The sequence below is a fragment of the Achromobacter mucicolens genome (genome assembly GCF_029866465.1).
GTDB lineage: Bacteria > Pseudomonadota > Gammaproteobacteria > Burkholderiales > Burkholderiaceae_B > Achromobacter > Achromobacter mucicolens.
Genome location: NZ_CP123364.1, coordinates 4,140,981 through 4,158,516 on the forward strand (window position 1 = coordinate 4,140,981; position 17,536 = coordinate 4,158,516).

Consider the following 17,536-nt stretch of genomic DNA (forward strand, 5'->3'; position numbering starts at 1 on the left):
CCCTCCCCGGCCCTCCCCCCGAGGGGGAGGGGGTGGGGGCTTTGCTTCGCTTGCCCCTTCGGCTCGCTTCGCTTTGCCTTGCTTGGCTGCTTTGCATGGGGCACTTTCTTGGCGCGGGGGCGTTGCTTCGCTTGCCCTTTTGGCTCGCTTCGCTTTGTCTTGCTTTCTATGCGGGGCTGCTTTTGACGGAGGCGTTGCTTCGCTTGCCCCTTTTACTCGCTTCGCGTGGTTGCCTCGACTGCCGCAGTTCCTTTTTGCTTGGCGCGTTACTTCGCTCGCCGTTGTGCTTGCCCTGTTGCGCGTTACTCCAGCAGATCTATCCACGCCTTTGCGCGTGGGAAGTACAACGCGGCTCGGGCGCTGCGGCCGTCCAGGGCGGTGACTTGCGTGCAGTAGCGCTGCAATTGTTCGCCGTGGCGTTGGCGCATGCGGATTGCGAAGGCGGCGGGGGATTCTCCGGGGTGGGGGCGGCCGGTTTTGTAGTCGACGATCAGCCAGCCGTCTTCGGTGCTGAGCGCCAGGTCGATGACCGAGACTTTTCCGGCCGCGTCGATGAGGGGCCATTCGCGGCGGGCGCCGGATTGGGATAGGAGCCAGAGGCCGCGTTCGTCTGCCAGGGTGGCTTGCAGCGTTTCCAGGACGGCCTCGGCGGCGGCGTCTGCCTGGCTGGCGGGGATGCCGGCTCGGGTGAGTTGGCGGCGCATGGCGGGCAGGCGGGGCGTGAGGGCCTCGGGGGGCCAGGCTTGTATGCCGTCCTGGCCGATGCGGGCCAGCCAGGCGTGGGCCAAGGTGCCGATGGCGGCGTCGTAGCCGGCTTCGAGTTGCCAGGCGGGATGTTCGGCGGCTTCGCCCCAGGCGCCTCGGGTGGCCGTGGCGAAGCCGGCGCTCATGGTGATGCTGGATTGGCGTTGCAGTTGCGCGAGGCCAGCGTTGTCGATGCGTCGCAGGGGTTCGCCTTGCCATTCGGGGGCGTCGGTTTCTTCTTGCACCGTTTCGCCATTCAGCGAAGGTGGAATGGGCGGGGTCAGGCACGGCCACAGGCGGCCCAGCAGGCTGGCTGCGGGCGGGGTCTTGATTTGGCCAGAGGCTTCGTCGATCGATACGTGTCCGACCAGATGCAGACGTTTGCGGGCGCGGGTGGCGGCGACGTAGAGGAGACGGTCTATTTCGTAGGAGGCGCGGCGGGCTTCGCGGGCGCCCAGGTAGCGCGAGACCGGGTCTGCTTCTGTTTCGGCGCGAGGCTTGACCGGGCCGAAGAGGACGCGGCCGCCGCTTTGTTCGAAGCGCACCAGGGGAGCCTGATCGCCGCGCGGCGCGCGGTGCAGGGCGTACAGGATCACGGTTTCGAACTGCAGGCCCTTGGACTTGTGCATGGTCATGATCTCGACCGCGCCTTCGTCTTCATCCGCGGCGTCGGGCGCGGCGAAGAGTCGGGAGATGCCGGCGTCCAAGGCGGCCACGTCGATGTTGCCGTGCGGGGCAAGGCGTTCGACCAGTTGGAACAGGCTTTCGGCGTCGTTGGCGACCGACAGGCCGGCGTACAAGCCGGGGCCGCCCAGGCGGCGCCACAGCGATTCCACCCACGCGGCGAACGGGATGGCGCCCGATGCGTTGCGTTTGTCCAGGAGGACCGACGCGACTTGGCGCAGGCGCGCGAATTCGTCGGGGCTGAGTATTGCTTGCGCCGAGGGGGCTTGCGGTTCTGGGGCGGGTGCGTCAAAGAGCGAGCCTTGCGGGCCGGATGCCTCGGGCGCTGCCGTTGCAATGGGCTGCGGGGCGATGCGCAAGGCGCGTTCCAGCAGCACGGGCACCGGCGTGATGTGGTCGTCGCCAAAGAGCCGCTGCAACGAGGTGAGCGTCAAGCCGCAGTAGGGCGCGCGCAGCACGGACAGCCAAGCGAGGCGGTCGGCCGGATGCGACACGGCGCGCACGAGTTGCACCAGGTCGGCCACCACCGGCCGCAGCGCCAGCGGCACCAGGTCGACGGCGCGCGAGCGTATGCCTTCCTGTGCGAGCCGGCGCGTGAGGTTGCCCAGGTGACTGCGGGCGCGCACGAGAATCGCGACGGGGTGCTTGGCGCCCTTGTGATCGATCAGCGCCTGGCGCACCAGTCCCACGGCAATGTCTTCGGCCTGTTCTTCGGCGGGTGGCGCGCCCTCGCGCGACCACGCCGGATGAAAGCGCACTGCGGGGTCGGGCAGCGCCGGGTGGAAGGCCGTGGACGGGCTGTACGCGATGGCGCCGGCGGCGGCGTCGCTACGCCGGGGCAGCAGGTCGACGAACGACTGGTTCACCCAGTCGACAATGCCGGCCTGCGAACGGAAATTGTCCGTGAGGTTCAGGAAGTCGGGCTTGACCTCGCCCACGCCGATGTCGGCGACTTCGAGAAACAGGCCGACCTCTGCCTTGCGGAAGCGGTAGATCGACTGCATGGGATCGCCCACGAGGAACAGGCTGCGGCCATCGCCGGACTGCCAGCCTGCCGTGAGGGTGCGCAGCAAGTCGAGCTGCGTCTGGCTGGTGTCCTGGAATTCGTCGATGAGCAGATGCCGGATCGAGGCGTCAAGTTTGAGCAGCAGTTCGCCCGGGTCGTCGGCACTACCCAGCGCGGCCGCGGCCCGCTGGGCGATCTCGATGAAGTCGACCTCGCCTTTTTCGGCAAAGCGCAGCCGCAACTGCGCCACGGCCAGGGCAAGCGTCATGAGCTGCGCGCCCAGCACTTCCCATTGGGCATCGGTGAAATGCGGCGCCGGAATATCGCGCACGGCGTGCAAGCGGCGCACCCAGGCGGCTTGCGCGTCGGCGCCTTCCAGCCAGGCGACGAAGGGTTCCTTGTGCGCGCACTTGGCCGGGAACCCCAGGTTCTTGTTGACGGTCTTGCGCAGGGAGCCGGTGCTGGTCAGCAGCAGGTGCGCGACGGCGCGCCAGGCATCCAGCAGTTCGGCGTCGGGTTGCAGTGCTTCGGTCCAGTCCAGCAACGCAGCCAGCTTGTTGTCGTCTTCGCCATCCTGCAGGTGCGCGGCGGCCAGGCGCGCCGGGCCGCAAAGCGATTCGGACCAGCCGTAGGGCATGGCGGCGCACAAGGCATCGAGGTCTTCGCCGATGGCCTCGGCCAACATGGCCTCCATGGCCTCGCGGTCGGAGCCGTGGCGCAGCAGCGGCAGCCATTGATCGCGCTGGCCCAGCATGTCGGCGATGGCGTCCTTGGCGGCCTGGACGTCGACGTCCAGGTGGCGCAGCAAAATGCGCACGGCCTCGTAGTCGTCCGCGAGATCCAGCGTGGCGCGCGCGGCGGCCTCGTAGTGCGAGCGCGCATCGTCCGTGATGTCCGGCATGCCGCCCAGCTCCGACAGCCACGGCATGCTGCGCACCAGCCCCGCGCAGAACGAGTCGATGGTGCGGATGGCGAGACGCGCGGGATGCTCGAGCAGATGCCAGCCCTGTTCGGCATTGCGCGCCAGCGCCGCGCGGGCGAGGTCCCAGCTGCGGCGTTCGTGCGCGGCCTCGGGGGGCGCATCCAGGCCGCGCCGCAGCTTGCTCAGCACGCGGGCGTGCATCTCGGACGCGGCCTTGCGCGTGAAGGTGATGGCGACGATTTCTTCGGGCCGGTTCACCGTGGCCAGCAAGGCCAGGATGCGGTCGGTGAGGAGTTCGGTCTTGCCTGAGCCTGCGGGCGCCTGGACGAGGAAGGACCGCGCGGGGTCAAGCGCCGCCGCGCGAGCGGCGTGGTCATGCGGAAGGCGATCGGGTTCGGCCATGTTCATGCGTCCTCGTCGTCAAGATGCAAGCGCAGGAACGGCAAGGCATCGCAGTATTTCAGATCGTCGCGCCGGTAGGCGACGTTGGCCGCGTACCCCGCCACGTATTCGTCGGCCAGGGATTCGATCGCCACACGCCAGCGTTGGCGGATCTCGGGCCAGGACAGGCCGTCGAAGTATTTGCTTTCGCTGGCAAGCGTGACGCCGGGCATGCCCAGGTCTTCGTCGGCCAATCCTTGCGCGGCGACCTGCCGCGCGTGGATCTGCGCCAGCACCAGACCCGCGGCTTCGCCGCCGGCCGCGTCGGCCAGCACCGATGCATAGAACGGCAACTGAACGTTCACGGGACGGCTGCGGGACCAGTCGGGCTCGGGCTTGGCCGCCGCCACGCCGGTTTTGTAGTCGACGATGACGTTACGGCCGTCGGGAAGGCGATCGATGCGGTCCAACCGCAGCTTCAGGTTCAGCGCACCACGCTGCCACTGATGATTTTTTTCGACCTGCGCCACCGCGAACGGCAGGCGCTGCGCTTCGAGGTCGAGCCATGAGGCCAGCACGGCCTGGGCGCGCTGGCATTCCAGCGCGCGCAAGGCTGGCGCGTATTCCTTGAGTTCTTCGTCGGCGGCCTGCGCCACGGCCTGCTCCAGTAACGCCGGCAGACGGCCAGCCGAAAGCTGCTCGTGCAGCGCGTCCTGGTCGGGCATCATGCCCCACACCACTTCAAGCGCCTTGTGCAGGAACTGGCCACGCACGTTGACGGTGGCGGCGTCGGCATAGGGCGCGAGCTCCCGGCCGCCGAGGCGATGGCGCACGAACGCCCAAAGCGGATTGCGCGCCTGCGTGTCCAGCACATCCAGCCCGCCCCCGCCGCGATTGCCGGCCGCCAATGGAGGCCCCTGCGAATCGTCGAGCGATTCCTGCGGCAAGACGGCCTGCGCCTCGGTGCGCGCAGGAGTCCACTCGGTAAGGGAGAGCGCCGCGATCAGTGGCGAAGGACGCAGCTCGCGCTCGCCGTCCATGTGGGCGTGGCTGACGATGATGTCGGGCGCGCAGCGGCACAGCGCGGCAAACATGCCTTCGGCCCATTCGCGTTCGCGCTCGGGCGTGGCGCGCGGCGCCCGGGCCTGGCGCAGCACGGCAAGCGGCAGCAGCGGGTTCGGTTTGGGCGAAGCGGGCAACACGTCGTCTGTCAGGCCCAGCAGCCAGACGCCATCCCAGTAACCGCCTTCGGCTTCCAGCAACCCAAGGACGTCCAGCCGCGCGAGCGGATCGCGCTGCGGCTGGAACGAGGAGGACCGCGCCACGCTTTCCAGCAGGTTCACGGCGGCCACGCCACCAAGGCGGCCCGCGGCCGGCGCCAGCGCCGAAAAGCTGCCGAGCGCATCGCCCAGCGCGCCCATGACCTGATAACCCACGCTGTCGAGCGGGGCATCGCCGGGAAAGCCCAGTGCCGTCAAGGCGGCCTTCATGCGCAGCATCCAGACGTCGCACGTGGCCTGGCGGCCGCCTTGCGTCCAGATTTCGGTGGCGTGGTTCCAGGCCTGCGCCAACGCCGGCAGATCGGCAAGCAACTTGCGCCATGCTTGCGGGGCGACATGTAATTGCCCCTGGCGCCGCCAGCGCGCGTCGATGGCGGCAAGCCGCGCGCGGTCGCGCACGTCGCCGGCGCAATGGCCTGCAAGCAACGCGGCGCCCAGGACGCCCACGCCGCAGCCCTTGCCCTGCGCGCATTCGGCCAGCGCCCGCAGCCAGGCCAGCGCGGCGCGGGCCATGGGCCATTCGTCGAGCGGCCGGCCCACGGCAACGTTGAACGCAAACGCTGGCGCGCCGTCGCGCCCGGCCAGCGCCTGGCTGAGGACGCGGCGCGCGAAGGGGGACTCGGCTTCCAGTTGCGGCGACACGATGGCATAACGCCCGGCGGGATCGGCCTTCAAACGGCTGGCCGCCCAGTCGGCGGCGGCGCGCCATTCGGCGCCCTGATCCGCGGCCTCGAAGCGCTGCGCCACTACCGCCACACGCTGGGTATCGCGCCATTGCGCCACGCACGTGCCCTGGGCCTCGAATGCGTGCAGCAGGCGCTGAAAGCGGGGCGAGATGTCGGTAAACCCGGCAAGCACCAGTTGCCGCGGCGTGGCAAGGCGTCCGGCTTCGAGGGCGCGCACGACGCGCGCGTAACCCTGGTTGGCGTCTTCGGCATCGATGCCGGCCAGCGTGTGGCGATAGCGCTCGCGCCAGCGCGCAAAGCCGCGGTATTCGTCGGTGTCCGCGCCGGACGGCACCTGCAGCGCCCATTCGTCCATGAGCAGGTCCGCATCCATGGAAAGCCGCGCCGCCTGACTGGCATCCAGCAGGACGCGCTCGGCTTCTTCGAGGCGGATGGCTTCGGTCCAGACGAGCTGCGTGGCAAAACTGTCCAGCCGGTAGGCGGGCACGTCTTCGTCGGATTCGAATGCGAGTTCGTTGGCGGACTCAGCGAGCCACGCGGACAGCGGCAGGATGCGCGGCAGCTCGCTGACCTGGCGTTCCTGGCGCAGCAATCCGGCGAGCTCTAGCGTGAGGCGGCGCGACAGGCGGTTGTTCACCGTGAGCACGAGTGTGTCTGCCGCGGGCAGACTGGCGATGTCCGGCAACGAGAGATCGGAGTAGGAAGGCGCTGCGTCCTGCATGGTCATCCAAGGGCGCGCGCGGCGGGCCGCCGCGCGACGAAGAGCAATGAAAAAGGCGGAGAAAATCTCCGCCGTAGGATACCGCGAGGCGGCCGCCGCGACGCGCCGGTTGCGGTAAGCCGAGCCCTGTCAAAACCCGCAGAGTGCGGCCAGGTTTTCCCAGTGAATCTGCATCTCGGGCGTGGTGTATCCCCAGAACGCCAGCCCCAGCACCGCGGCCAGCGCCAGCACGCCCACCGCTCGCCAGCCTTTGCGGCGACGGGTTTGGGAATGCGGTCCGAGGGTCATTGCGGGGCTCCGGCAGGTCGCGGTCAGGCCGTGGCGGGCTGCGCCGGCGCGACCGGCTGCTCGCGCACGGGCAGGCAGAGCAGCGCCGCGATGACGGCCAGCGCCACGCCCAGCCACCAGACCAGATCGTAGCTGCCGGTCTTGGCATACGCGTATCCGCCCAGCCACACGCCAATGAAACTGCCCAACTGATGGCCGAGAAACACGATGCCCGAGAGCGTGGCCGCATAACGCAAGCCGTAGATCTGGCCAATGAGCCCTTGCGTCAACGGCACCGTACCCAGCCAGAACAATCCCATCCAAGCCGCGAAGGCATAGAGCACCCACGGCGTCAGCGGCACCGACAGCAGCAACAGGATGCCGAACGCGCGCATGAAGTACACCACCGCCAGCAGCCGCTTCTTGCTGTATTTGCCGCCCAGCTTGCCGGCGTAGAACGAACCCAGGACGTTGAACAGGCCGATGAGCGCGATCGCGGTGGCGCCCTGCCCGGCCGTCAGCCCGCCGTCGGTCACATAGGCCGGCAAGTGCAGCGTGATGAACGCGGTGTGAAAGCCGCAGACGAAGTAGCTCCAGAACAGGAAGTGGAACGACGGATGGCGCACGGCCTGCTTGATGGCGGTGCCCAGCGACTGATGCGGACCTGCGTGCGCTTGGGGGCGGCCGCGCAGGAAATACGCCAAAGGCGCGCCGCAAGCCACGAACAGCGACAGCACCCAGAGCGCGCCCGTCCAGTCCAGCCCGCTGATGAGCAGCTGCCCGGTCGGCACCACGGCAAACTGGCCGAGCGACCCGCCCGCGCTGGCGATGCCCATCGCCGTGCTGCGGTAGGCGGGCGGCACGGCGCGCGCGACGACGGGTAGGATGACGGGGAACGTGGTGCCCGCCTGTCCCAGTCCGACCAGCACGCCGGCGGTCAGGTAAAGCGTGGCCTCGTCGGTGGCAAAGCGCGTGCCGATCAGGCCCAGCATGTACAGCACGGCGCCCAGCGCAATGGTGCGGCCAGAGCCGTAACGGTCGGCCAGCATGCCCATGAAGATACAGGCGACGCCCCACACGAGGTTCTGCAGGGCAAACGCCATCGAAAATACTTCACGGCTCCAGCCGTGCGTCAGGCCCATCGGCTGCATGAACAGGCCGAAGGTGGCGCGCACCCCCATGGCAAGCAGCACGACCAGGGTGCCCAAGACAATGGTGCGTGCGGAAATCGTATCGGTTTGGCTAGACATGAAACCCGTGTCTGGTTGTTTTTTGGGTTTGCGCCCCCTCCTCGGGGCGGCCCCACGCAGCGGTGGGACGCGAACATCATATACAAGTCGGCATGCGGGTCCGTGAATACCCGCGTTGCCGCAACAAGCTTCCCCCGAGAGGCCATCCCGGGCGAGCGCCCGGCGCGGTGATTTGGGCGTTGCCGCGCCTGCTGATAGACTTGCGTCCTGCTTCGAAGCCCGCGTCTGCAGTGCTAAACTTCGGCTCGCAAGTTCCGCAGCAATTTCAAGGCCTTAGTGCGAAGTGCCCCCAGTTCTGGCGGCCCTTTTCCGTCGATGGCGACGGCACTGCCTTGCGCCCCCCTCCTCGCTCGCCGTAGTTAAATGGATATAACCGGCCCCTCCTAAGGGTCAATTGGTGGTTCGATTCCACCCGGCGAGGCCAGCTTCGGCCTCGGCTGCGCGCGCAGATTCTTCTCAAAAAAGTCCACCTGTTCAGCCAGATGAGGGTTAATCCGGGCTACGCTCTTGCGCGCCGCGCGGTTAGCTTTGCGGCTTCCGACTTGTGACTAATTGATGCGGCCACAATCCGTCACGGTGTTTTTTTCTGAAAAACCTGCAAATCGCCTTGCGCACTACTTGAAATTGCTGTTTAAATTCGACGCGTAAGCCCATAATTCATCTGGACTTTTTCTGATCCGACGAAACGCCGGCTTAAGAAATATTTGCTCACAGACCACAAGCCTGCCCAACCATGGCCTTTTCCTGGAAACGTGCAATTGCGAACGCCATAGCGCCTGCCGCGCTGGCGGTGTGCGCGCTCCTGCCCCCAGCGGCGCAAGCAGCCAAAAATTCCGACCCTTGCAAGACCAACGCCAAGTCGGCGGCCTGCAAGGCGCAACAAGCCAAAAAAGCGCCGGCGCCCAAGGCGGGCTCCGGCAAGAGCGCCGCCGCCAAGCAGGCGGCGCCGTCCGCCAAGAAGGCGCCGCCCAAATCCTCGTCGGCCAAGAAGGCGCCGCCCAAGAGCGGCAAGCAGGTGGCCGCGAAAGGCACGCCGCCCAAGAAATCGGGCGCTGCCGGCAAGGGCAGCAAGACGGACAAGGCCGCACGCGGCCGGCGCGTAGCCGCCGCCGGTGCAGCCAGCGCAGCCATGCCGCCACCCGCCGCCTCGGCGCGCGCTGAAGCCGCCGCGCTGCGGTCCAGCACCGCTTACGTGCAAGACCTTGAAACTTCCACGGTCATCTTCGCCAAGAATGAAAACGTCGTGCGCCCCATCGCTTCCATCTCGAAGCTGATGACGGCCGTCGTCGTGGTGGACGCCAACCTGCCGATGGACGAAATGCTGGAGATCACCGACGAGGACGTCGACGAGCTCAAGCACACGACGTCGCGGCTGCGGGTGGGCACCAAGCTGTCGCGCGGCGACATGCTGCATCTGGCGCTGATGTCTTCCGAGAACCGCGCCGCCAACGCGCTGGGCCGCCACTATCCGGGCGGGCTGCGCGCCTTCGTGGCCGCCATGAACGCCAAGGCGCAGTCGCTGGGCATGACCAGCACGCGGTTCATCGAGCCGACGGGCCTGTCCAGCAACAACGTGTCGTCGCCGCATGACCTGGCCCGCCTCTTGCGCGCCGCGTCGCAGCGCCCGCTGATCCATCGCTACTCCACCGATACCGAGTACGAGGTCGAGATCAACAACCGCACGCAGACCTTCCGCAACACCAACCTGCTGGTGCGCAAGCCTGACTGGGACATCAAGGTGTCCAAGACGGGTTACATCAATGAAGCGGGCGAATGCCTGGTGATGCTGGCGCGCATCAACGGCCGCGATCTGGCCATCGTGCTGCTGGATTCGCAGGGCAAGCTTTCGCGCATCGGCGATGCCGTGCGCATCCGCCGCATCGTGCAAAGCGAAGTGGCCATGGCGTCGATTGCCTCGGGCGGCTGATGCCAGCCTGACCGCTTCACACGGCAAAACGAAGGGCCCGATCTAATCGGGCCCTTTTGCATGGTGCGGCAAAGCGGGTCACGCCGCGCGGCGCTTCGCGGGGACGGGCTGGGCGTCGCAGAGCGAAGGCGGCAGCCCTTCCAGGACGGCTTGCGCGTTGAGCGAACGGATCGGCACGCTGGCATCGCGCGGGATCCGGCCCTCGGCCTGCAACAGCTGATACCGCAGGCAGCACACGCGCAGGAACGAGGTGAAGTTGGCGGCCTCGCCGCGGTACTCGACCAGTTCGTCGTACAGGCGTTCGATCAGTTGGGTGACCCGCAGGCCGTCACGGCCGGCGATTTCTTCGAGGACCTGCCAGAACAGGTGCTCGAGCCGCAGGCTGGTCGCCACGCCGTGCAGGCGCAAGGACCGGGTTTCGCACGCATACGAATGCTCGGTGGCGCGGATGAAGATTTCACACATGGGAGCTCCTGGGCATCGGCGACACGCTGCCGGGACCGGCGCGCCTGCGATCGACTGTACGACGACTCCCTCTCCAGGGGCAATACGGCCCCGAACCTGTAACGATCTCGACCTTCCCGCGCCGATTGATGTACATCATGGATTTGAGCGCGCAAGCGTTCGAGCATAGTGAAACTGATCAGACTTCGGAGGTAGCGATGGAAAAAACCATGAAGGCCGCAGTTGCACGCGCATTTGGCAAACCCCTGGTGATCGAGGAAGTCGCCGTGCCGCGCCCGGGCCCGGGCGAGCTCCTGGTGAAGATCGAAGCCTGCGGCGTCTGCCACACGGACCTGCACGCCGTGGAAGGCGACTGGCCCGTCAAACCCAATCCCCCTTTCATTCCCGGCCACGAGGGCGTTGGCCACGTCGTGGCCGTGGGCGCCGGCGTCACCCACGTCAAGGAAGGCGACCGGGTCGGGATCCCCTGGCTGTATTCCGCCTGCGGACATTGCGAACACTGCCTGGGCGGCTGGGAAACCCTTTGCGAGCAGCAGCAGAACACGGGTTACTCCGTCAACGGCGGCTTTGCCGAATACGCGCTGGCGGCAGCCGACTACGTGGGCCTGCTGCCCAAGAACGTCGGCTTTGTCGACGTGGCGCCGGTGCTGTGCGCCGGCGTCACGGTTTATAAGGGCCTGAAGATGACGGACACCCGGCCGGGCAACTGGGTGGTCATTTCGGGCATTGGCGGCCTGGGTCACATGGCGGTCCAGTACGCCAAGGCGATGGGCCTGAACGTGGCGGCCGTGGACATCGATGACGCCAAGCTGGACTTCGCGCGCCGGTTGGGCGCGGAAGTCACCGTCAACGCGATGAACACCGATCCGGCCGCCTACCTGAAGCGGGAAATCGGCGGCGCGCATGGCGCGCTGATCACGGCGGTATCGCCCAAGGCCTTCGAACAGGCGCTGGGGATGGTGCGCCGGGGCGGCACGATTTCGCTGAACGGCCTGCCGCCAGGAGACTTCCCGCTGTCGATCTTCGACATGGTGCTCAATGGCGTGACGGTGCGCGGTTCCATCGTGGGCTCCCGGCTGGATCTGCAGGAATCGCTGCAGTTTGCCGAAGAAGGCAAGGTCCACGCCACCGTCGCCACCGAAAGCCTGGACAACATCAACAGCGTGTTCGACCGCATGAAGAAGGGCCAGATCGAAGGCCGCATCGTGCTCGACTTCGCCTGATCGCTTTGCGCCCATACTCGCCACGGGGTGCGGCATTTGCCGCACCCCGTGGCGTTTTGCAGGGTGGCGGCTCGGTACAATTCCGGCCTGTCCCGATTCCCAGAGAAGCCGCATGCCCACGCAACCGACTGAGCGTCGCCGCAAGCCTGCCACCCCCCGCGCGCCACGGCGCGGGTCGGGCCGGGTGACCATTGCCGACGTCGCGCGCGTGGCGGGGATGTCGATGCACACGGTATCGCGGGTGTTGAACGCCCCCGAGAACGTGCCCGAGCGCACCGTCAAACTGATCCACGAGGCCATCGCCCAGACGGGTTATGTCCAGGATCTGGTGGCGGGCGGCCTGGCAAGCGGCCGCAGCCGTCTGGTGGCGGTGACGGTGCCAACGCTGGGCAGCCCCGTGTTTCTGGAAGCGCTGCAGACGCTCAGCCTGCATTTGTCCCGGCATGGCTATCAGATGATGCTGACCGAAAGCGGATACGACCCCGAGCAGGAAGTCGCGGCCCTGCAAGCGATCCTGGGCCGGCGGCCCGACGGCGTGGTCATGATGCGCACCGTGCTCACCCCGACGGGGCGCACCCAATTGCGCGCCGCCCGTATTCCCGTCGTGGAAGCCTGGGATTGGACGGACGACCCGGTGGACATGCTGATCGGTTTTTCGCACGAGGCGGCGGGCGGCTGCGTGGCGCAGTTCTTGGCCGAGACGGGACGGCGCCGGCCTGTCGCCGTCATCGGCGACGATCCGCGCGCCGGACGCCGCTTGCAAGGTTTCACGGCGGCGGCGCGCGAATTGCGCTTGATCGCCCCGGATTCGGATACACCGCACGTGCTGATTCCCGCGCCAGCCACGATGGGCGCCGGCCGCAGCGGCCTGGCGGAACTCTTGGCACGCGTGCCCGATGCCGACGCCGTCGTGTGCAGCACCGACATGATTGCGATGGGGGTCCTGCTCGAAGCCGCCGCACTGGGCAGACAGGTGCCGGGCGACCTGGCCGTCGTGGGATTTGGCGACCAGGCCTACGCCGCCGCCACCACCCCGCCCTTGACGACCGTGCGCATCGACGGCTCGCTGATCGGCGGACAGGCCGCGCGCGCCATCATCGACCGGCTGGACGGACTGGCCAACGAGGGAATGCGGGTCGATGTGGGCTTTACCTTGATGCGGCGCCAGAGCGCCTGAGGCCGCCCGTTCTCCCGCGCAATCAGAAGCGGTTTGAAATCGCTTGACCTTGGGGTATGTCCTTACGCCAAATATTAGCGCTAATAAAATATTAGCGCTAATATTTGGCGCATACCCAGACCAAGATCAGGAGACAACATGCTTGACCAAGCCCGCGGCGTGTACATCGTTGCGCAGACGCCGTTTCAGGAAAACGGCGCGATTGACCTGGACAGCGTCGATACGCTGAGCGACTTCTATTTTTCGCATGGCGCCAACGGCTTGACCGTGCTGGGCGTGGCTGGCGAAGCCAACAAGCTCACGCCCGAGGAATCGCTGGCAGTGGCCTCCCGCTACATCACGCGCGCCAAGGGCAAGCCGGTGGTGGTGGGCGTCAGCAACAGCAGCGTGGCCCAGATGGCCGAACTGACCAGCCAGGTAATGGACGCGGGGGCAGCGGGCGTGATGATCGCGCCGCCGGGCGGTCTGCGGACAGAGCAGGAAGTGCTGGGGTACTTCGAGGCCGTCTTTGACCGGATTGGCAACGTGCCGACGGTCCTGCAGGATTTTCCGTTTTCCACGGGCACCTGGATGTCGGTGCCGGTGATGGGCCAATTAATCGAGCGGCATCCGCAGATCCAGGCGGTCAAGGAAGAGGACCTGCCCAGCATCACCAAGATCACCAAGCTGCGCGCCCTGCCCGGCCGCCGGGTCGCCATCCTGACCGGCAACAACGCGATGTTCCTGCCGCTGGAGATGGGCCGCGGCATCGACGGGCCGATGGCCGGGTTCTCGCATCCCGAGATGCTGAGCCAGGTCTACACGCTCTACACGGCGGGCCGTGTCGACGAGGCCCATGCGGTGTTCGACCGTTACCTGCCTTTGCTCAGCTACGAGAACCAGAGCCAGTGGGGCGTGGCCGTGCGCAAGGAGATCATGAAGCGCCGAGGCGCCATCAAGCATGCGGGCATGCGCCGGCCGGGTCCCAAGCTGGACGCCACCGACCATGCCGAGATCGATCTGCTGCTCGATCGCCTCAAGCGCAGCCTGGCAGACGCGCAATAACCGTCATTCCCGAATCGCCGCGCCCCGCGCGGCGATTCGGTTATCCACCGCAGTACCGAACATCAAAAAACCATAAGCAAGGAGACAACATGTTCAAGAGCACCAAGCAGGGCATTGCATATGCATGTGCGGGTCTGGTCGCGATGGCGGCATCGGCGGGCGCGGGCGCGGCTGAAAACTGGCCGACCAAACCCATCCGCATGGTCATTCCGTTTTCGGCGGGCGGCAACACCGACGTCGTGGCCCGGCTGATTGCCCCGCACATCGAGAAGGCGGTGGGCCAGCCCGTGGTGGTGGAAAACCGGCCGGGCGCGGCGGGCAACATTGCCGCGGACTTCGTGGCGCGCGCCGATGCCGACGGCTACACGCTGTTGATGGGCACGGTGGGCACGCAGGCCATCAACTACAGCATCTACAAGGACATCCGGTTCAAGCCGGCGGATTTTGCGCCGATCACCCTGGTGGCTTCCGTGCCGAACGTGCTGGCGGTGACGGCCAGCCTGCCGGTCAAGTCGGTGCAGGAACTGATCGCGTACGGCAAGAAGAACCCGGGCAAGCTGAGCTTTGCCTCCAGCGGCGCGGGCAGCTCGATTCATCTGTCGGGAGAAATGTTCAAGTCGCGCACCGGCGTGGACATGGTGCATGTGCCGTACAAGGGCAGCGCCGCCGCGGTGACGGACCTCGTTGGCGGCCAGGTGCATCTGATGTTCGACAACCTGCCGACCTCCCTGCCCTTCATCAAGAACGGCACGCTGCGCGCGCTGGCGGTGACCAGCGCCGAACGCAGCACCAACCTGCCCGACGTGCCCACCATGGCCGAGGCGGGTGTGCCCGATTTCGAGGCGGGCTCATGGTTTGGCGTACTGGCCCCGGCCGGAACACCGGCGCCCATCGTGAACAAGATCGATCAAGCCATCGAGAAGGCCATGGCCGACCCCGAGATGCAAAAGCGCGTCGTGGAACTGGGCGCCGTGCCCACGGTCAAGGGGCCCGCGGAATTCAACGCCTTCATCGGCACCGAAATCGAAAAATGGAAAGCCGTGGTGAAAGCCGCCGGCGCTTCCGCCAACTGACACCCTACATTGACGCCTAGCGAGCCGGCCATGTCCGACGATGACCTCAAAGCCTCTTTGCGCGCCGCCTTCCAGGGGCGCGTGCTGGACGACGCCGACGCGCTGGCGCCGCACCTGACCGACTACCGCAAGCGGTGGACGGGCCGCACCCTGGCCCTTGCGCAGCCCGACAGCACCGAGGACGTCGCCAAGCTGGTGCGCTGGTGCCGCGAGCGGCGCGTCGCCATCTATCCGCAAGGGGGCAATACGGGTCTGGTCGGCGGCAGCGTGCCGGACGGCGGCGGGCGCAGCATCGTGCTGTCGCTGGCCCGCATGAACGCCATCCTGGAGGTAGACCGCTACAACAACACGCTGACGGCGCAGGCGGGCGCCGTGCTGGCCACGGTGCAGGAGGCCGCCGCCCAGGCGGACCGGTTGTTTCCGCTGAGCCTGGGCGCGGAAGGCAGCTGCACGCTGGGCGGCAATCTTGCCACCAATGCCGGGGGCATACAGGTGCTGCGCTATGGCAACGCACGCGATCTGTGCCTGGGCCTGGAAGTGGTGACCCCCGACGGGCAGATCTGGAACGGATTGCGCGGCCTGCGCAAGGACAATACCGGGTACGACCTCAAGCAGCTGTTCATCGGCGCGGAAGGAACGCTGGGCATCATCACGGCGGCCACCGTCAAGCTGTACCCGCGTCCCGCCGCGCAGATGACCGCCTTTGCCGCCGTGCCGGACCCGCAGAGCGCGGTGCGCCTGCTGTCCCTGGCGCAGTCGTATCTGCCGGCCAGCCTGACGGCCTTTGAATTGATCAGCGGCCCGGCGGTGGAGCTGGTGCTGCAACACACGCCGGGCATGCGCATTCCCCTGCCCGCGAAGGCGCCGTATTACGTGCTGCTGGAATCCAGCGATGCCGAAAGCGAGGCGCATGCCACGGAGCGCTTCCAGGCGCTGATGGAGGCCGCCTTTGAGGCCGGCATCGTCACCGATGCGGCCATTGCGTCCACCTTGGCGCAATCGGCCTCGTTCTGGCAGATTCGGCATCACCTGCCCGAAGCGCAGGCCATCGACGGCGAGAACATCAAGCACGACATCTCGCTGCCGATCTCGCGCATCGGGGAATTCATCGACGCCGCCCAGGTGGCCGTGCATGGCGTGCTGCCGGGCGCGCGCATTTTCGTGTTCGGCCACGTCGGCGACGGCAACCTGCACTACAACGTGTCGACGCCGCCCGGCGCGGATGCTCAGGCCTATCAGGCCATGCGCGCGTCGGAGAAGGCCGTGTCGGCGGCGGTGTACGAGGTCGTGGCGCGCATGAACGGGTCGATCTCAGCCGAGCATGGCGTGGGGCAGTTGCGGGTGGCTTCGATCGCCCGCTACAAACCGGCCGCCGAGATGGCGATGATGGCGGGCATCAAGCACCTGTTCGATCCGTTGAATCTGTTCAACCCGGGGCGGGTGATCGCGGCGCAGTGACCGATCTAACCCCGCCCCGCGCGAGCGGTCAGGGCGTGATCTTCGTGCCCAACACCGCCAGAAACTGCGCCATCCACGCCGGATGGGCAGGCCAGGCGGGCGCCGACACCAGGTTGCCGTCGGTGTAGGCCTGGTCGACGGCGATCTCGGCATAGGTGCCGCCGGCCAGCCGGACCTCGGGCGCGCATGCCGGGTACGCCGAGCAGGTGCGGCCCTTCAGCACGCCGGCCGCGGCCAGGATCTGCGCGCCGTGGCACACCGCGGCGATGGGCTTGTTGGCCTTGTCGAATTCACGCACGATATCCAGCACCTTTTCATTCAGGCGCAGGTATTCGGGCGCGCGTCCGCCGGGGATCACCAGCCCGTCGTAGGACGAGGGCTCGACGCGGTCGAAGTCGTAATTCAGCGTGAAGTTGTGGCCGCGCTTTTCCGTGTAGGTCTGCGCGCCTTCGAAGTCATGGATGGACGTGGCCACCGTGTCGCCAGCCTTCTTGTCCGGGCAGACCGCGTGCACCGTGTGCCCCACGGTCAGCAGCGTCTGGAACGGCACCATGGTTTCGTAGTCTTCGGCGTAGTCGCCGACCAGCATCAGCAGTCGTTTGCTCATGATTGTCTCCTTGGGATGAGGGTGGGGGCCAGTTCCTGGTCTTCTCGTCCCATTGTGCGCGCCGCGCCGGCGGGGCGGGTGGTAATGGGATACCACCGGCGCGGGATACGACCGCGGAACGCCCCCTACTCCAACGCCACCGTCACGGGCCGCGCGCCCAGCAAATCCACCAGCACCTTGGGATCGATGCCTACCAGATACCCGCGCCGCCCGCCGTTGATGTAGACCGCCGGATACGTCAGCACCTCGGCCTCCACCCACACCGGCATCTTCTTGCGGGTGCCGAAGGGCGACGTGCCGCCCACCTGGTAGCCGGAGTGGCGCTGCGCGACCTCGGGCTTGCAGGGTTCGACCTTCTTCAGGCCGGCCTGCCGCGCCAGGTTCTTGGTGGAGACTTCGCGGTCCCCGTGCATGACCACGATCAGCGGCTTGGCTGATTCGTCCTCCATCACCAGCGTCTTGACCACCGCGTGCGGGTCCAGGCCAAGCTGGCGCGCGGCTTCGCCTGCACCGCCGTGGTCGACGTAGTCGTAGGTGTGCTCGGTGTAGGCCACCTTGTGCTGCTTGAGGAACTGGGTGGCGGGTGTTTCGGAAACGTGGCGGGCTTTGCTCATGGGTGTG

General features: G+C 67.1%; 13 protein-coding genes and 1 tRNA gene. 7 read left to right on the forward strand and 7 right to left on the reverse strand.

Annotation, left to right across the window (positions count from 1 at the left end; genetic code table 11):
• Positions 1–302: 302 nt before the first annotated feature.
• The 4 genes from QEP15_RS18970 to QEP15_RS18985 form a co-directional block, all read right to left on the reverse strand.
• The gene (locus QEP15_RS18970; protein ID WP_175155083.1) at positions 303–3,758 is read right to left on the reverse strand and encodes a UvrD-helicase domain-containing protein; all 3,456 of its coding nucleotides are present in this window, start codon (positions 3,756–3,758) and stop codon (positions 303–305) included.
• 2 nt (positions 3,759–3,760) lie between these two features.
• On the reverse strand, positions 3,761–6,424 hold the full coding sequence (locus QEP15_RS18975) for a PD-(D/E)XK nuclease family protein (protein WP_175155084.1): 2,664 nt from the start codon (positions 6,422–6,424) through the stop codon (positions 3,761–3,763).
• A gap of 129 nt (positions 6,425–6,553) precedes the next feature.
• The gene (locus QEP15_RS18980; RefSeq protein WP_175155085.1) at positions 6,554–6,712 is read right to left on the reverse strand and encodes a hypothetical protein; all 159 of its coding nucleotides are present in this window, start codon (positions 6,710–6,712) and stop codon (positions 6,554–6,556) included.
• Positions 6,713–6,735: 23 nt separating this feature from the next.
• Positions 6,736–7,941 carry an MFS transporter gene (locus QEP15_RS18985; RefSeq protein WP_056326784.1) on the reverse strand — a complete coding sequence of 402 codons (1,206 nt, stop codon included), beginning with the start codon at positions 7,939–7,941 and terminating at the stop codon, positions 6,736–6,738.
• Positions 7,942–8,290: 349 nt separating this feature from the next.
• Between QEP15_RS18985 and QEP15_RS18990 the strand changes: the two genes are divergently transcribed.
• Both QEP15_RS18990 and pbpG read left to right on the forward strand, forming a co-directional pair.
• Positions 8,291–8,365 (forward strand) — tRNA-Arg (locus QEP15_RS18990).
• A 309-nt stretch (positions 8,366–8,674) separates the two neighbouring features.
• Positions 8,675–9,868 (forward strand): D-alanyl-D-alanine endopeptidase, encoded by a 1,194-nt coding sequence (gene pbpG, locus QEP15_RS18995; protein ID WP_280147862.1) that lies wholly within the window; start codon positions 8,675–8,677, stop codon positions 9,866–9,868.
• 78 nt (positions 9,869–9,946) lie between these two features.
• Here pbpG and QEP15_RS19000 read toward each other — a convergent pair whose 3' ends face one another.
• On the reverse strand, positions 9,947–10,333 hold the full coding sequence (locus QEP15_RS19000; RefSeq protein WP_128827346.1) for a ribbon-helix-helix domain-containing protein: 387 nt from the start codon (positions 10,331–10,333) through the stop codon (positions 9,947–9,949).
• A 197-nt stretch (positions 10,334–10,530) separates the two neighbouring features.
• On the opposite strand from QEP15_RS19000, the gene adhP reads away from it, so the two are divergent.
• The 5 genes from adhP (at position 10,531) to QEP15_RS19025 (ending at position 16,308) form a co-directional block, all read left to right on the forward strand.
• Entirely contained in the window at positions 10,531–11,556 is a 1,026-nt protein-coding gene (adhP, locus tag QEP15_RS19005) for an alcohol dehydrogenase AdhP (protein WP_063953185.1), read from the forward strand.
• 112 nt (positions 11,557–11,668) lie between these two features.
• Positions 11,669–12,733, forward strand: coding sequence for a LacI family DNA-binding transcriptional regulator (locus QEP15_RS19010; RefSeq protein WP_180098118.1), 1,065 nt, complete (start codon positions 11,669–11,671; stop codon positions 12,731–12,733).
• Positions 12,734–12,871: 138 nt separating this feature from the next.
• On the forward strand, positions 12,872–13,777 hold the full coding sequence (locus tag QEP15_RS19015) for a dihydrodipicolinate synthase family protein (protein ID WP_180098117.1): 906 nt from the start codon (positions 12,872–12,874) through the stop codon (positions 13,775–13,777).
• Between the two features lie 89 nt (positions 13,778–13,866).
• On the forward strand, positions 13,867–14,850 hold the full coding sequence (locus tag QEP15_RS19020; RefSeq protein WP_175155088.1) for a Bug family tripartite tricarboxylate transporter substrate binding protein: 984 nt from the start codon (positions 13,867–13,869) through the stop codon (positions 14,848–14,850).
• 30 nt (positions 14,851–14,880) lie between these two features.
• On the forward strand, positions 14,881–16,308 hold the full coding sequence (locus QEP15_RS19025; RefSeq protein ID WP_280147863.1) for an FAD-binding oxidoreductase: 1,428 nt from the start codon (positions 14,881–14,883) through the stop codon (positions 16,306–16,308).
• A gap of 28 nt (positions 16,309–16,336) precedes the next feature.
• On the opposite strand, the gene QEP15_RS19030 is transcribed toward QEP15_RS19025, so the two are convergent.
• Positions 16,337–16,915 carry a DJ-1/PfpI family protein gene (locus QEP15_RS19030; RefSeq protein WP_056326776.1) on the reverse strand — a complete coding sequence of 193 codons (579 nt, stop codon included), beginning with the start codon at positions 16,913–16,915 and terminating at the stop codon, positions 16,337–16,339.
• A 125-nt stretch (positions 16,916–17,040) separates the two neighbouring features.
• Positions 17,041–17,529, reverse strand: a complete 489-nt coding sequence (gene ybaK / locus QEP15_RS19035) for a Cys-tRNA(Pro) deacylase (protein ID WP_056326773.1) — start codon at positions 17,527–17,529, stop codon at positions 17,041–17,043.
• Positions 17,530–17,536 lie beyond the last annotated feature (7 nt).

Excerpts from the sequence above, each read along its gene's own strand:
- QEP15_RS18970 (WP_175155083.1), bottom strand. The coding sequence starts at position 3,758 with ATGGCCGAACCCGATCGCCTTCCGCATGACCACGCCGCTCGCGCGGCG.
- QEP15_RS18975 (WP_175155084.1), bottom strand. The coding sequence starts at position 6,424 with ATGCAGGACGCAGCGCCTTCCTACTCCGATCTCTCGTTGCCGGACATC.
- QEP15_RS18980 (WP_175155085.1), bottom strand. The coding sequence starts at position 6,712 with ATGACCCTCGGACCGCATTCCCAAACCCGTCGCCGCAAAGGCTGGCGA.
- QEP15_RS18985 (WP_056326784.1), bottom strand. The coding sequence starts at position 7,941 with ATGTCTAGCCAAACCGATACGATTTCCGCACGCACCATTGTCTTGGGC.
- pbpG (WP_280147862.1), top strand. The coding sequence starts at position 8,675 with ATGGCCTTTTCCTGGAAACGTGCAATTGCGAACGCCATAGCGCCTGCC.
- QEP15_RS19000 (WP_128827346.1), bottom strand. The coding sequence starts at position 10,333 with ATGTGTGAAATCTTCATCCGCGCCACCGAGCATTCGTATGCGTGCGAA.
- adhP (WP_063953185.1), top strand. The coding sequence starts at position 10,531 with ATGGAAAAAACCATGAAGGCCGCAGTTGCACGCGCATTTGGCAAACCC.
- QEP15_RS19010 (WP_180098118.1), top strand. The coding sequence starts at position 11,669 with ATGCCCACGCAACCGACTGAGCGTCGCCGCAAGCCTGCCACCCCCCGC.
- QEP15_RS19015 (WP_180098117.1), top strand. The coding sequence starts at position 12,872 with ATGCTTGACCAAGCCCGCGGCGTGTACATCGTTGCGCAGACGCCGTTT.
- QEP15_RS19020 (WP_175155088.1), top strand. The coding sequence starts at position 13,867 with ATGTTCAAGAGCACCAAGCAGGGCATTGCATATGCATGTGCGGGTCTG.
- QEP15_RS19025 (WP_280147863.1), top strand. The coding sequence starts at position 14,881 with ATGTCCGACGATGACCTCAAAGCCTCTTTGCGCGCCGCCTTCCAGGGG.
- QEP15_RS19030 (WP_056326776.1), bottom strand. The coding sequence starts at position 16,915 with ATGAGCAAACGACTGCTGATGCTGGTCGGCGACTACGCCGAAGACTAC.
- ybaK (WP_056326773.1), bottom strand. The coding sequence starts at position 17,529 with ATGAGCAAAGCCCGCCACGTTTCCGAAACACCCGCCACCCAGTTCCTC.